Genomic DNA, 14160 nt, shown 5'->3' on the forward strand with positions numbered 1-14160 from the left:
GCTCACTGCGCCTTGGTGATGCTGTTGACGGTGCTGTTCGACCCGTCCTTGTAGGACGCGTCCTTCGGGTTGACGATGACGGTGCGCAGGATCTTGACGCCGTCGGGGGCTGCGGCGTCACCCTCGAGCTTGCTGAGCACCTGGTTGTTGTCCGCCTGGTGCGTGGTCGCGTCGATCGTTGTAGTGCCCTGTGTCGACTTGAAGCTCAGTCCGCTCAGCGCGTCCGCGACCTTGCTCGGGTCGGACGACTTGGCCTTCTTCAGCGCTGCCGCGTACGCCATCACTGCGTTGAACGACTCGGCGGCGTTGGCGCCAGGCATGTGGCCGTAGGACTTCCGGAAGTCCTTGACGAACGTGTTGTTGGTCGGGTTGTCGTATGCCGCCCAGACGTAGTCGTAGTCGTTCCACACCGTCGGGAACTTGCCCTTCAGCGCACTGAAGACGTCCCACGGGTCGCCGGTCGTCCAGATCATGTTGTATTTCGACAGGAAGTTGAAGCTGTCTGCCTGCTGCAGGAACGATCCCGTGCCGACGCCGTACGTGCCGAGGAACAAGCCGCGGCCGGTCGGGTCGCTCTTGACCGCCGCCGCCAGCTGGGAGACGTACGGCCGGAAGTTCTGCGAGGTCAGTGGGATGAACACGTTTGACCCGAGCTTGGGGTTTCCGGGCACCGACTTCAGGTTCGTCTTGAAAGTCGACGACTGCTGGTGCCCGAAGGAGTAGTCGTACCCGAAGTAGTCCCACGTCTTGGTGTTGGGAGCCAGTTCGTTCATAATCTTCGGAATGTTCTTGTCCACCGGCTGGTCCGGCGAGGAACGCAGGCCGGTGCGGAAAACGCGATCCGTGCCCTTCTGACCGGGGCCGCCTGTGACCTCCCCGCTGACGCAGGTCGGTGCCAGATACACGCCACCGGTGGAGGCGATCAGGCTCTTGACGGCGAGGCACTCGGTGCTGGTGTAGGCACCCATGATCAGGTTGTGACCGGCGCTGGCGAGATCGCGTGTCGCCTGGGACGTCTTGGTCGCGTCGGAGCCGTCGTCGCGGATGTCGAGCGAGAGTTTCTTGCCGCTGATGCCGCCCGACGCGTTGATCTCCTTGACCGCGACCTTCGCGCCATCGCTCATGTCGACGCCGGCCTGGGCGAACGTGCCGGTCAGCGGCGCCAGCATGCCGAGCGTGATTTTGTCGCCGGAGTTCCCGGAGTTGCCGGAGCCGGACCCGCCCGAGCCGGAGCCGCACGCGGCTGTGAGGCCGGTGACGAGGACTGTTGCCGTCACAGTGGCCAGAACGTTCGTCCGTCGCATGGTGTGACCTTCCTGGTGTTCTTCTCGCCGGCGGGAGAGTGCCGAACGGGATTGCGGGCATGTTGAATCGGAGACTTTGCGGTACCCCAGGTGCCGCGATGGATTGGTTGCCCGGCCGTGCCACCGGCCCTGGCGAGAGTGACGAGTTTCACGTCGTCGTCGTGGAATCAACCATGACGCGTGTGTCATGTTTCGTCAAGAGATTCCGGGTGATTTTCTGACACGAATATCATGTCTGCTTCCCGGACACCGCCGACAACGGCGAAAACCCGCGTCAATGATCGGGTTCAGGACATTGTGGAGCTGCCCAAGACGGCCGGTCGGCACGGAGCCCGACCGGCCGGAGGGCCGAGTTTTGGTCAGGCGATCAGTGGAGGCCACCGACCACGAGCAGCTTCAGCTCGGTGTAGTGGTCGATGCCATGCGACGAACCCTCGCGCCCGGAGCCGGACTCCTTGACCCCACCGAACGGTGCCACCGGCGTGGCGATGGCGACGTCGTTGAGCCCCACCATGCCGAATTCCAGCGCCTCTCCGACCTGCCAACCCCGCCGGTAGTCCTGCGTGAACAGGTATGCCGCCAGGCCGTATCGGGTCGCGTTGGCTCGTGCGACGACCTCGTCGTCGGTGTCGAACGAATAGACCGACGCCACCGGGCCGAAGATCTCGGTGCATGCCAGGTCTGCGGTCTCTGGCGTGTTCGTCACGACGGTCGGCGTGAAGAAGCGGTCGCCGGCGGCTGCACGCGTGCCGCCGGTGACGATCGTCGCGCCGTGCGCGGTGGCATCCTGCAGCAGAGCTTCCAGTTTGCCGACGGCGCGGTCGTCGATGAGTGGTCCGACGTCCGTGCCCGGCTCCAAGCCGTTGCCGACGACGAGCCGTTCGGCGGCTTCTGTGAGCCGGTGGACGAATTCGTCGTGGACGGGCGCCTCGACATAGACGCGGTTGGCCGAGATGCAGGTCTGGCCGGCGTTGCGGAACTTTGCGCCCACGGCACATCGCACAGCGAGATCCAGGTCGGCGTCCGCGAAGACGACGAACGGCGCGTTGCCGCCGAGCTCCATGGTGACCCGCTTGACGGTGTCCGCGCTCTGGCGGCTCAGCAGCTTGCCGACGGCGGTCGAGCCGGTGAAGGACAGCTTTCGGACCGCCGGGTTCGCCGTCATCTCCTCGCCGATCGGTGCCGGTTGCCCGGTCACCACGTTCAGCACACCGGACGGCAAGCCGGACTGCTCTGCGATGCTGCCGAGCGCGAGCGCCGAAAACGGGGTCAACTCAGCGGGTTTCACTACCACGGTGCATCCTGCGGCGAGCGCCGGAGCGATCTTGCGCAGGATCATCGAGCTGGGGAAGTTCCACGGCGTGATCGCGGCGACCACCCCGATCGGCCGCCGCAGCACCATCAACCGCCTGCCGTGCGCGTCCGGTGCGAGGATCTCCCCGTTGACCCGCCGGGCCTCCTCCGCGTAATACTCCAGGAAACTTGCGCCGCTCAGTACCTCGGCCCGTGCCTCGGCGAGTGGCTTGCCCTGCTCGCGAGTGAGCAGCTCAGCGAGTTCGTCGGCGCGCGCGGTCATGGAGTCGTGCATCCGCATCATGACGGTGGCGCGTTCCTTGGCGGTCAGTGCGGACCACCCGGGCAGCGCGTCCGCAGCGGCCAGGATGGCGTCCCGGCACTCGGCGCGGCCCATGTCGGGCACAGTGCCAACGAGTTCACCAGTCGCGGGGTCGGTCACGTCGAAACGCGCGCCGGAGTCGGCCTCACGCCATACACCGCCGATGAACGCCTTGCCGTCGATCGTCTCGGTTGCGGTCACGGACATCTGTGTCTCCTCAGGGTGCGACGGTCACGACGGCATCGGCGGCCCAGCAATCGTCGACGCCGACGATCAGTGGGTTGATCTCGACGGTCTGGTACTTCTCGAAGTGCTCGCCGGTGAACGCCTCACACACCGACTCGACGACCGAGACGGCCTTGGGGTGGTCAACGACACCGACGGCCGCGAGCAGTTGCTGCGCCTCACCGCCGGCGAGCGGTAGCCGCCGGGTCGTGGACCGCGCTGCGATCTCGGTGGCCGACCCGCCCAGTCCAACGACCACGTAGCGGCCGAGCACCGGATCGCTGTTGAGACCGACCAGGATCTCCCGGCCGAAGACCATCTCCTCGACGAGGCAGCCCTCCACCTGATCGGCGGAAAGCCCTGCTCGCACGACGTTCTCGGTGATCTGCCCGATGGCGGCGGGCAGTGCATCCCGGCTCGGGACGCCCAGCAGGACGCCGCCGATTGCAGCCTTGTGGCTCACGGGCGCGATCACCTTCACCGCAAACGGCGCATCGAGGTCCGCGGTGGCGACGACCGGGTCCTCACCCGTTGCGACACGCACGCCACCGGCCACGGGAACGCCTGCGCCCGCGACCAGTTCACGCGAGTCGGCCTCGCTCAGCACGCCAGCCTCCGGAGCCGCGGTGTGCGCCGATGAGTGCTTCCGGGCCGCTGCCGGGAAGAGCTTGCCGAGTGCGGCAAAGGTGAGGTGCAGGTTGTCCAGCACTGCGACATGTGGGTGCCGCTCGCGGTACGTGCGGGTGAAGTCCGTGTCGGGCACCGGAGCCATCGAGGTGATGATCAACGGCATGTCGTGCTCGGTCGAGAGCCTCGCCAGATCATTCCAGTTCCACGTGTGCACCGACTCGTGGACCGTTTCGGACGGGAACTGCACACTCCACGGCATCAGCACCAGCCCGGTGTTCGGGTCAGCGAAGACCAGGCCGTTGACGCTCTCATCCCCCTCGCGCCGCTTCACGCCGATGACGTCCAGCGGATTGTCGATCAGCGACCCCGGGCCGGCGAGGGCGCGGATCCGCTCGATCGTCGAGCCGGCGAATGTCGTGAGCTGCACGCCGTACCGCTCGGACAGGTCGCTGCTGAGGGCGGCGGCGCCGCCCGATCCGCCGAGCACCGAGACGGCGCGGTCGCGTCCGTCCTTCACGCCGAGCAGCACCAGGGTTGCCAGCCGCACCAGCTCGTCGACGCCGTCGGCGCGCAGCACGCCGTGCTCGCGCAGCAGCTCGGAGAAGACCGAATCCGTGCCTGCGATGCTCGCGGTGTGCGACATGACCGCCTTCTGGCCGCGCTCGGACACACCGGACTTCAGCACGATGATCTGCTTGCCGAGTTCTTGCGCCGTCCGGAAGGCAGCGGTCAACCGCTCGACCTGATCACCGCGGACGCCCTCGATGTAGGCGCAGACGACCTGGCTCGTGTCGCGCCGGAGCGCTATCTGCAAGGCCTCGGGGACCGCGTTCACCGCGCCGTTCCCCGTCGACACGCAGAAGTCGAGTCCGAGGCGTTCCTGGGCCGCGGCGGCCACGAAGGCCGATAGCAGCGCCCCGCTCTGCGAGACGATCGAAACCGGACCCGGTTTTGCCTCCAGCCAGACGGGCTCGGCGACCGCGCAGATCTTGTCCGCGAAGTCCGCGAACCCCACGCAGTTGGGCCCCCAGAGCCGGGTCTGCGTGCCGGACACGATGTCGACGAGCTCCTGCTGCAGTCGCGCGCCCGTGTCGTCGCCGCGCTCGACGAATCCGTCCGTGACGCAGACGATGTCGGGGGTTCCGGCAGCGGTGAGGGCTCGGACGGCCTCCACCGCGGCCTCACGGCGGATGGCGATGATCGCCGCACGCGGAGTGTCCGGGAGCGCGGACACGTCGGGCACCGTGGGCAGTCCCTGGATCTCCCCGTGGTTCGGCGTCACGGGGACGACCCTCAAGTCCGGGTTCAACGTGGTCAGGTTGTGTATGGCGCAGGTCGTCCAGAAGTTGCGTGGTGACGCACCGACGACGGCGACGAGTTGGCGATCCATGGTGTGGTTGTCTCCTGGACGGTGGTCAGTCGGTGGCGGCCGCTGCTTCGGCGGCCTGGTGGATGGAGCCGCCCTCGGCATACCACTGGCGGGCGGCCTTGATGCCGAGCTCAGCGAGCCTGGCCGACATGTGCTCGTTGCCGGCGGAGGTGTGGATGAGGGCATCCCAGTTGGCGCAGACCTCCAGTGTGTCCCGGAAGCCTTGTCGGTTGAGGACGTCGTTGGCGGCGAGCTTCTTGATCTCGAGCATGTCGCGCGGTGTCTTGGAGACTTCGCGTGCGAGCTCGCGTGCCTTGCTCAGCACCTCGTCCTCCGGCACTGCGTAATTGGCGAACCCGCGCTGGGCGGCTTCCGGGCCCATCATGAAACTGCCTGCGGTGTAGGACAGTTCCCGCGCCTTCTTGGAACCGATCGCGTATGTCGAGACCGGTCCCAGCATCCCGCCGCCGATCGGTAGGACCGGCCAGCCGATCTTGGTGTCGTTGCCGACGACGGCCAGATCGGAGCAGTTCGGGATGAGCGTGGCGCCGCCCATGCAGAAGCCGTGCACTGCGGCGACGACGGGCTTCGGGAAGTCGAAAACGGCTGTGAATGCGCGTAGTTGAGGGCGCAACCGCAGCCAGTCGGCATGCGCGATCCGCTGGTGGTAACCGCTGTCGTTCCGGTCGGCAGAGGGCTGCCTGCCGACGTCCCAGCCGACGCTGAACGCGCGTCCTTCGCCGCGGACGATCACGACCGACACGCCGTCGTCGGTTCTGAGTGCGGACAGCGCGTCCTCGTAGGCGGCGAAGAGCTCGGCGTTGAACGCGTTGAGTTTCTCGGGTCGGTCGAGCACGACCTCGGCGACGGCGTCGTGTCGCTCGATGCGGACTAGTGCCATGGGGTTTCCTCCGGTCTGGTGTCGTGGTGGCGTCATACCCGGCCCGTGTCGCCGAAGATGACGCGCGGGTTGTCGACGAGCATCGTGTCGATCTGCCACTCGGTGACGCCTGCGGCGCGCAGTGCCGGCAGCACGTCCTCGCTGATGTGCCCGAAGCGCCAGTTGGGCAGGTGCGCTGCGCGGTAGTCGGCCGGGAAGTTGTCGCTGTGGCACGAGGTGTCGTGCGACAGGACCAGGCGGTCGGTATACCCGCGTTCGACGAGGTCGACCACAGTCTTGACCCGGCGCTCGAAGTCGAGCCGGCTGTCCAGGCCGAACCGGTCCATCCCGAGGTACGAACCGTTGTCGAGCAAGCGTTGCAGGTAGTCCAGGTCGTCGGTGTCGCCGCTGTGCCCGATGATGACTCGGGTCAGGTCGACGCCTTCCTCGACGAAGATCTGCTGCTGCTCCAGCCCGCGTTCCTTGTGCGGATCGGTGTGGGTGGAGATCGGGGCACCGGTCGCGACATGCGCCCGGGCCACGGAACGCAGCACGCGCTCGACATCGGGTGTCACGCCCGGCTCGTCGGTGGCGCACTTGAGGATGGCCGCCCGGATGCCGGTGCCTGCGATGCCCTCGGTGAGGTCGCGCACGAACATGTCGACCATCGGCTCCTCGACGTCGACCAGCCGGCCCGGCCCGCGCAGCCGCAGGTAGGTCGGCAACTCGGTGAACGTGTAGAACCCGGTCGCGGCAATGATGTTGACCTCGGTCCGCTCGGCCACCTCACGAACGCGCGCGATGTCCCGCCCGAGTCCGAGCACGGTCAGGTCGACGATGGTGTCTATGCCGGCGCCCTTCAGCGCATCGAGTTTGGCGACGGCGTCGGCGATGCGCGTGCCGTGGTCCCAGCTCTCCGGATAGTTCACCTCGTACTCGTGATTGAGAACGAAGACGTGCTCGTGCATGAGGACCCGGCCGAGTTCGGTGCTGTCCTTGTTGCCGGCGACGGTGGGAACGCTCATCATTCGGGTCTCCTTCGTTGTTCGTGCCGCTGATCCGGCTGAAATCGAATGCTCTTGCGCAGCAACGGATGGCCGCCGTTCACAGCGGTCCGGTCGGTGCAGATCAGAGGTGTTCGCCATTGACAATGACGCGCGTGTCATGTTTAGTCAAGAGCGACTTCCGAAGAGCACCCGATCCGTGGGCTCGCCGCAGCTGGGTCGCTCGACCCAAGCTCCTCACCGATAACTGGAGTTGACATGACCGACCTATCGAAGCCGCATTACGGAATCTTCAGCCTCTCGAACGTCCCGCCGTGGAACACCCATCACGAGGTGGTCCAGAAGGCGATCGAGCAGATCCAGGTGGCAGACAAGCTCGGCTTCGAAGAGGCCTGGGTCGCCGAGCACAACGGCCGGCGCTACGGCATCGTCACCTCGGCGCAGCTGCTGCTGGCAGCCGCTGCCGCGTCGACTGAGCGCATCCGGCTCGGATCGGGCGTCTCGCGGCTGCCGATGCACCACCCGCTGCGACTGGCGGAGGAGTACGCCTACGTGGACCAACTCAGCAACGGGCGACTCAACTTCGGCATCGGCAAGGCGTATGACCGGCTGGAGTTCCAGGCATACAGCATCCCGGAGTCCGAGCGCGACGAGCGCTACGAAGAGGTCTTCGAGATCGTCATGCAGGCGTGGACGACCGGCAAGGTGAAGTATCAGGGCAAGCACTACCAGGTGCCCGGGCCCGGAGACGTGACCGACGAGATCGAACTCTTCCCGGAGGTCTACCAGAAGCCGACCCCGCCGGTGTTCGTCATGGTTTCCGCCAGCGAGGAGTCGCTGCGTATGGCGGCCCGTCGCGGCTTTGCCTTCGTGCTCGGCCAGCGGCCGACCCGCGACGACGTGAGCCGGCTCGTCGAGGTCTACCGCGAGGAGGGTCGCGCGGCCGGCCATTCGTTCGACTCGATCGACGAGAACATCGCGCGTTCCTCCCAGCTGAAGGCGATCCACGTCGCGGACAATCGCGAGCAGGCGGTGAAGGAGTACCACGACGGCTACATGTGGTACGTCGGCATCCTCACCAACCGGGCGAAGGTGGGGCTCGGCATCGACGAGTTGACCTTCGACGAATACATCGAGCGCAAGGCGCTCATCCTCGGGTCGGCCGACGACGTCGCGCAAGAGCTTGCGGACTTCCACAGCCACACCGGGCTCGGCGGCCTCGTCGCCTGGTTCGACGCCGGAAGCCAACCGCAGGAGCAGGTGCTGCGGTCCATGACGGACTTCGCCGAGAAGGTCCGACCCCAACTCTGATTTCACGAAATGGATTGCGGTACGTCCTGGACAGGGGTACCGCAACCCCGGCATGCCCGCATCGGGCCCCCACCCACTCTGCACTCCGCGTGACGGAGCTGCGAACGAAAGGAGCTCCGCGTGGACTTCGAAGTCCCCGAAGAGGGCCGGGAAGCGGCGAAAGGACTCAACGAGTTCGTCGACCGTTACGTCATCCCGCTCGAAGAGAAGAACGCCGACCTGCTCGCCACCGAACGCTCGCGGTATGATGCGACCGGTCGCTATCGGCCCGAAGTGCTCGATCTGCGCAGACAGGTGCGCATCGAGTCGGCCAAGGCCGGCTTCTACACGATGTTCGGCGACTCGGAGCTCGGCGGCGGTGGACTCTCGCCGACATCCCTCGTGCACGTTCAGGAGGAGCTCACCCACCATGTCGGGCCGCACCGTCCGCTGATCCACGAGAACGTCGTGCCGTCGGTCTTCACCAATGGGCTGAGCCCACTGTTGCTGCACCTGCAGCCACAGGTCAGGGACAGATATGTCGACGGCATCGGCTCCGGTGAGAAGACATTCTGCTTCGGGCTGTCCGAGCCGGGCGCCGGCTCCGATGTGCAGCGGATCCGCACCAAGGCGGTCAAGGACGGTGACGAGTGGGTCATCAACGGCACGAAACAGTGGATCTCGAATGCGCCGTACGCCGACTACTGCGTGCTGTTCGCCGTGACCGACCCCGATGCGAACAAGGCTCGCCGTGGCGGCATCACGGCATTTTTCGTGAACACCTCGTGGGAGGGCTTCGACTGCAGCGGCGTCGTCACGATCCTCGGGCACAGCGGGACGAACATCGGCATCCTGACGCTCGAAAACCTGCGAGTACCCGACGATCACATCATCGGTGAGGTGCACAACGGTCTCGCTCTCGCGTTGCTCGGCATCAGCCGTGGCCGGCTGTCGATGTCGGCGCTGTGCATCGGCACCGCCCGCTGGGCGCTCGCTCAGGCGGTCGACTACGCGAACCAGCGCCAGACCTTCGACAAGCCGATCGGGCAGCACCAGGCCGTCCAGATGATGCTGGCCGAGATGGCGATGGACATCTACGCCGCGAAGTCCACCGTCGCGCGCACCGCCTGGCTGGTGGAGACCGGCCGGAAGGCCGTCAAGGAGACGTCGATCACCAAGGCGCTGTGCACCGAAATGCTCGGCCGGGTCACGGACAAGGCGATGCAGGTGCACGGCGGGATGGGCCTGACCAATGAGCTGCGGATCGAGGAGGCCTGGCGCCACGCCCGCGCGCTGCGCATCCCGGACGGCACTGCGGAGATCCAGCGCCGCACCATCGCGATGCGTTTGCTGCGCGGCGACACGGACCTGTAGGAGTTGCGGGTGGCACACACTGACACGCACGACCTGCCGGCGTACAAGGACCTGCCCCGGCTCGACGACATCGGATCCAACCACTCCTGGGGCGTCTTCGGTGATGAGGACGACTTCGGCGCACTCAATCTGCTCACGCCCGAACGAGTGCGGGATGCGATGACGAACGTGCGCACCGGAGAACGGGTTTCGTTGACTCTCACCCTCGACGAACCCGATCCGCCGCTGTTCCGCCGACAGCCGTTCGAGCACACCGTCACGAAGTTCGGCAGCATGTATGACGACCGCCTGGACAACTTCTTCCCGCAGGGCTCGACCCAATGGGACGGCTTCCGGCACCACCGGGTGCGCCAGCACGGGTTCTACGGCGGTGTCACCGACGAACCGGCGACCGGCAATCGGCGGCTCAGCATCCACCACTGGGGTATGACGGGCATCGTCGGCCGGGGCGTGCTGATCGACCTCGAGGCACAGCTGCGCTCGGACGGCTACGACCCGCTCGCCGAGCGGCCCATCACCGCGGACGAGGTTCGCGCCGCGGCGGATTCGCAAGCTGTGGAGGTGCGGCCCGGTGATGTGTTGTGCATCCGCACCGGGTGGTTGAACGCCTACCGCAAGCTCGACGACGAGGCAAAGGCAGCGATCGCAGCGAAGAAGTCGGGTCTGTTCTCGGCCGGTCTGCGGGCGGACGAGGAGATCGCCGAGCTCCTCTGGGACTGGCACATTTCCGCGATCGCCGCTGACAACCCCGCTGTCGAGGCAACACCCGGGGATGCCGCCATCGGAAGTCTGCACCGGCGGGTGCTCGCGATGCTCGGCATCCCGCTCGGGGAGCTGTTCGACTTCGAGCAGCTGCGCGGCAAGCTCGCCGAACAGCGGTGCAGCGACTTCGTCTTCACGGCGGTGCCGCTCGCCCTCGTCGGCGGTCTCGGGTCACCCGGCAATGCGATCGCCGTGCTGTGACCCGAGCCCGCCGACGGGACGGGGTCTGTGTCCCTCAGTGGCGCAGGCCCTGCGCAGTTGCGAGGTGCTCGGTCAGCGGCCACGCGACGTCCGCCTCGCCGCGGGCCCCACGCGTCCAGCTGTCCGGTGCCGGCATGCCCGGCCCGCCGTTGCCGCGCTGCTCCCAGTCGAGCAGGACCGTGCGGTGGGCGATGCGCCATACACCGCCCCGCTGCTCGAAGACGTCGAAGTAGCGCAGTCCCTGCATCAGGATCTCCGCCTCCGGGTCGAGCAACTCGCGCCGGTAGATGCAGTAGGTCTCGACGAACGCCTTGCCAGGGTCGCCTTCCGCTCCGACGACGATGTGCGGCGCACCCATGAAGTGGTAGGTGGCGCGCAGGTCGGCGCCATACCTGCCCAGGAAGGCGAGGACCTCGTCGACCGGGCCGTTGGCGCGGCCGTGGTTGTCGATCGCGTCCGGGTGGTAGCAGGTGCGCATCAGCTCCCGGTCGCCGCGATCACAGGCGTGCTGGTAGCGCGCAAGGACATCGGCTATCTCGGCGCGGGCGATCAGCTCCGCCAACTCGATCACGTGCTCGGCTCCTGCCTGGCGACCGTGAATGGATTCACCATCGGAAAGGACTCACCACAATGACAATTCAACGATCTACTCCTACTCCGCGACGTCGTGTCGCGCTCGTGACCGGTGCTGCTTCGGGTATCGGCGCCGCGGTGGTGCGGCAACTGTGCGAGGACGGGCTGGCCGTCGGACTCGTGGACCTGGACGCTGCCCGACTTGCGACCGTCGCGGAGTCCGTGGGTGACGCCACAGTGATGACCGCGGCCTGTGACGTCGCCGACGCCGCCGCAGTGCGCACGGTCGTCGACGCGATTGCTGCTTGGGGCGGCGGTCTCGACGTGATCGTGAACGGTGCCGGCATCCTGGTGCGGGCCGATACGGACGACACCACTTCCCAGATCTGGGACCGAGTCATCGACGTCAACCTGAAGGGGACCTTCCAGGTGATCCAAGCAGCCCTGCCGCACCTTCGGCACGGCGCCGGGACGGCGGACCGGCGCATCGTGAACATCGCTTCGGGCGCAGCAACGCGTGGGTATCACTACCCGGCATACAGCGCCTCCAAGGGCGGCGTCACCGCGCTGACCCGCCAGATCGCTTGTGAGGTGGCACCGCTCGGGATCACCGTCAACTGCATCAACCCCGGCGTCGTGCGGACCGGCATCAACCGTGGATCCTGGGAGGACGACGCGGTGCGCGACCGCTGGGAGAAGCTGATCCCCGTCGGGCGGCTCGGTGAACCCGAGGACATCGCCGCACTGGTGGGCTTCCTCGCCTCTCCGGCTGCCGGCTTTCTCACGGCCGAGGACATCGCGGTGGACGGCGGCCGGTCGAACATCACCGTGAGTCCCTGGTGATCGGGTGTCGGCGCCCGCCGCCGACAGCCTGCGGTCAGCTCTCACTGTCGACATACGACAGGGCGTCCGAGCACACTCGGGCCGCGTGCACGAGCTGATCGATCTTGGCCATCATGCCGTCGTACGAGATCAATCCGGACGGACCCCACAGGGTGATCGTGAACACGAGACCGTGCCGTGGGTGGAAGACCGGAGCGGTCGCTGCGTGGAACTCGTATTCCCTTTGCGGACTGAGGAATTCAATGTTGTAGCCGTCGCTGGCCCGGCGGATCGTGTCGCGGAACTCGCGTAGTGCCTCGGCGCTTTTGTCGCGTGCCCTACGCTGCCCCATGGCTTCGATCGCCCTGCCGACCTGATGACCCACCGTGAAGCCATAACCCCGGTCGCGGATCGTGTCGAGCATCCGCTCGGCACGGGCGGCTTCGGCTGTGGCGTTCGGGGGCAACTGGGACAGCCAGTAGCTCCGGATACTGTCGGCGCCGTATGCCGCGTGCACTGCGCCAACAGGCGGCAGAAAAGGCGTCTGGCGTCCCACTCGTAGACGCGACATGTGCGAGCCGTCATTCGCCGCTGCGGTGGTGATCAGGTCCCCCTCGTGCAACACGAGAGCGGTGATCTCGTGTCCGGTGTCGGAGGCGAGCCGCTCGATGATCGGGCGGGCGACGTCGACGAAGCGCAATTGGTCGAACAGCTGGGGTGTGCCGACAGCGAGCGACCGTGGGCGGAAGGAGCCGTAACCTCCGCGGAAGAACAGCAGCGACTCGGTCGGGCGTTGCACTCCCATCTGGACGACTTCGCCCAGCACCAGGTCATGGTCACCGGCGTCGCGGACTTCGGCGACCTTGCACTCCATGTACGCGACACAGCCGTCGAGAATCGGTAAGCCAAGCGGGGATTCGTGCCAGGCGACATCCTTGAACTTGTCGGCTCCTGACGATGCGATACGCCGGCAGACGACCTCCTGGTCAGCGGCGAGGATGTTGACCCCGAAGGTGTCACCGCATTCGCGCAGCGCAGCCCAGGAGCTGGAGCTCTTGGACGGCAGGAACGCGATGAGTGGTGGGTCCAGCGAGACCGAGGTGAACGAGCCGACCGTCATACCCGCCGGAGTGCCGTCCGCCTTCGTTGCGGTCACGACAGCGACACCGGTCGGGTAGTGACCCAGCGTCTGACGGTAGATGCCCTCGTGCGGCGGATACAGGTTGTCCATCGTCACACCGCCGTGTATCCGCCGTCGATGACCAGTTCCGAGCCGGTCATGTATCGCGATTCGTCGGAGGCGAGGTAGAGCACGCCGTACGCGATGTCGCGCGGTTCGCCGCGGCGCCCCATCGGGATGGTGGCGAGCACGCGATGGTTGTACTCCTGTGCCGCATCGGAGCGGTCCGCACGCACCGACGCCTTGGAGCCGGTCTCGATGGAACCCGGGTGCACGGAGTTGACCCGAATGCCCTGCGCTGCGTACGTCGCCGCGTCGGCCTTGGTCAGCAGCCGGATCGCGCCCTTGGTGGCGTGGTATGTGGGAATCATCGAGTTGCCCACCAGGCCGTACATGGACGACATGTTGACGATGCTGCCGCTGCCGACGGCAAGCATGTGAGGCACCACGTATTTCGTGCACAACCACGTGCCCCTTACGTTGATGCCGAAGACGTGATCGAACTCCGCGGCGGTGACCTCGTGAGACGGCTTCCTTGGGCCCGGAACCCCGGCGTTGTTGACCAGCACGTCGACGCGGCCGTGGGATTCAGCGACGCGCGCGACTGCGGCGGAGACGGCGTGCTCGTCGCTGACATCCACGGCCCACAGGAGGTCGTCGGCGTCTTCTCCGGTGTCGCGGTCGAAGCCGATGACGGTCGCTCCTTCGTCCCGAAGCAGGGCCCGGCTGGCGGCCCCGATCCCGGATGCTGCGCCTGTGACGATGCACACCTTGCCGTCGACTCTGGGCATGACGACCTCCTTCTCACCGTTTCGGTTGTCGGCCTGCATTGACAATGACGCGCGTGTCATGTTTAGTCAAGGGCGGCCGTGGAAGTGTCTTGCGCAACGGTCGAATCGCCCTGGCAGCGGCCATGAAACGGAGGTAGCCG

The 14160-nt window shown here is 66.6% G+C and carries 12 protein-coding genes; 4 read left to right on the top strand and 8 right to left on the bottom strand.

The annotated features are described in order from the left end of the window. Positions 1-2 precede the first annotated feature (2 nt). From ACN8HC_RS03650 to ACN8HC_RS03670, 5 genes are all read right to left on the bottom strand, one after another. Positions 3-1304 carry an ABC transporter substrate-binding protein gene (locus ACN8HC_RS03650; protein WP_490073500.1) on the bottom strand — a complete coding sequence of 434 codons (1302 nt, stop codon included), beginning with the start codon at positions 1302-1304 and terminating at the stop codon, positions 3-5. Between the two features lie 367 nt (positions 1305-1671). Continuing rightward, the gene (locus tag ACN8HC_RS03655) at positions 1672-3126 is read right to left on the bottom strand and encodes an NAD-dependent succinate-semialdehyde dehydrogenase (protein ID WP_490073501.1); all 1455 of its coding nucleotides are present in this window, start codon (positions 3124-3126) and stop codon (positions 1672-1674) included. A 10-nt stretch (positions 3127-3136) separates the two neighbouring features. After that, a complete protein-coding gene (locus ACN8HC_RS03660) occupies positions 3137-5164 on the bottom strand; it encodes an acetate--CoA ligase family protein (RefSeq protein WP_490073502.1) in 2028 nt (675 codons plus the stop codon). A gap of 25 nt (positions 5165-5189) precedes the next feature. Further along, a complete protein-coding gene (locus tag ACN8HC_RS03665) occupies positions 5190-6044 on the bottom strand; it encodes an enoyl-CoA hydratase/isomerase family protein (protein ID WP_490073503.1) in 855 nt (284 codons plus the stop codon). 32 nt (positions 6045-6076) lie between these two features. Continuing rightward, the gene (locus ACN8HC_RS03670) at positions 6077-7048 is read right to left on the bottom strand and encodes a phosphotriesterase family protein (RefSeq protein WP_490073504.1); all 972 of its coding nucleotides are present in this window, start codon (positions 7046-7048) and stop codon (positions 6077-6079) included. Positions 7049-7285: 237 nt separating this feature from the next. On the opposite strand from ACN8HC_RS03670, the gene ACN8HC_RS03675 reads away from it, so the two are divergent. The 3 genes from ACN8HC_RS03675 (at position 7286) to ACN8HC_RS03685 (ending at position 10654) form a co-directional block, all read left to right on the top strand. Continuing rightward, entirely contained in the window at positions 7286-8338 is a 1053-nt protein-coding gene (locus tag ACN8HC_RS03675) for an LLM class flavin-dependent oxidoreductase (RefSeq protein ID WP_490073505.1), read from the top strand. 120 nt (positions 8339-8458) lie between these two features. Next, positions 8459-9691, top strand: a complete 1233-nt coding sequence (locus ACN8HC_RS03680; protein WP_490073506.1) for an acyl-CoA dehydrogenase family protein — start codon at positions 8459-8461, stop codon at positions 9689-9691. A gap of 9 nt (positions 9692-9700) precedes the next feature. Further along, positions 9701-10654 carry a cyclase family protein gene (locus tag ACN8HC_RS03685; RefSeq protein ID WP_490073507.1) on the top strand — a complete coding sequence of 318 codons (954 nt, stop codon included), beginning with the start codon at positions 9701-9703 and terminating at the stop codon, positions 10652-10654. Positions 10655-10688: 34 nt separating this feature from the next. On the opposite strand, the gene ACN8HC_RS03690 is transcribed toward ACN8HC_RS03685, so the two are convergent. Then, a complete protein-coding gene (locus ACN8HC_RS03690; RefSeq protein WP_490073508.1) occupies positions 10689-11225 on the bottom strand; it encodes a nuclear transport factor 2 family protein in 537 nt (178 codons plus the stop codon). Between the two features lie 59 nt (positions 11226-11284). On the opposite strand from ACN8HC_RS03690, the gene ACN8HC_RS03695 reads away from it, so the two are divergent. Next, positions 11285-12070, top strand: coding sequence for an SDR family NAD(P)-dependent oxidoreductase (locus ACN8HC_RS03695; RefSeq protein ID WP_490073509.1), 786 nt, complete (start codon positions 11285-11287; stop codon positions 12068-12070). Between the two features lie 34 nt (positions 12071-12104). On the opposite strand, the gene ACN8HC_RS03700 is transcribed toward ACN8HC_RS03695, so the two are convergent. Both ACN8HC_RS03700 and ACN8HC_RS03705 read right to left on the bottom strand, forming a co-directional pair. Next, a complete protein-coding gene (locus ACN8HC_RS03700; protein ID WP_490073510.1) occupies positions 12105-13280 on the bottom strand; it encodes a flavin reductase in 1176 nt (391 codons plus the stop codon). Positions 13281-13282: 2 nt separating this feature from the next. After that, positions 13283-14020 (bottom strand): SDR family NAD(P)-dependent oxidoreductase, encoded by a 738-nt coding sequence (locus ACN8HC_RS03705; protein ID WP_490073511.1) that lies wholly within the window; start codon positions 14018-14020, stop codon positions 13283-13285. Between the last annotated feature and the right edge of the window lie 140 nt (positions 14021-14160).

This window comes from Flexivirga sp. YIM B11880 (assembly GCF_058148645.1).

Excerpts from the sequence above, each read along its gene's own strand:
- ACN8HC_RS03695 (WP_490073509.1), top strand. The coding sequence starts at position 11,285 with ATGACAATTCAACGATCTACTCCTACTCCGCGACGTCGTGTCGCGCTC.
- ACN8HC_RS03650 (WP_490073500.1), bottom strand. The coding sequence starts at position 1,304 with ATGCGACGGACGAACGTTCTGGCCACTGTGACGGCAACAGTCCTCGTC.
- ACN8HC_RS03655 (WP_490073501.1), bottom strand. The coding sequence starts at position 3,126 with ATGTCCGTGACCGCAACCGAGACGATCGACGGCAAGGCGTTCATCGGC.
- ACN8HC_RS03700 (WP_490073510.1), bottom strand. The coding sequence starts at position 13,280 with ATGGACAACCTGTATCCGCCGCACGAGGGCATCTACCGTCAGACGCTG.
- ACN8HC_RS03705 (WP_490073511.1), bottom strand. The coding sequence starts at position 14,020 with ATGCCCAGAGTCGACGGCAAGGTGTGCATCGTCACAGGCGCAGCATCC.
- ACN8HC_RS03660 (WP_490073502.1), bottom strand. The coding sequence starts at position 5,164 with ATGGATCGCCAACTCGTCGCCGTCGTCGGTGCGTCACCACGCAACTTC.
- ACN8HC_RS03675 (WP_490073505.1), top strand. The coding sequence starts at position 7,286 with ATGACCGACCTATCGAAGCCGCATTACGGAATCTTCAGCCTCTCGAAC.
- ACN8HC_RS03670 (WP_490073504.1), bottom strand. The coding sequence starts at position 7,048 with ATGAGCGTTCCCACCGTCGCCGGCAACAAGGACAGCACCGAACTCGGC.
- ACN8HC_RS03665 (WP_490073503.1), bottom strand. The coding sequence starts at position 6,044 with ATGGCACTAGTCCGCATCGAGCGACACGACGCCGTCGCCGAGGTCGTG.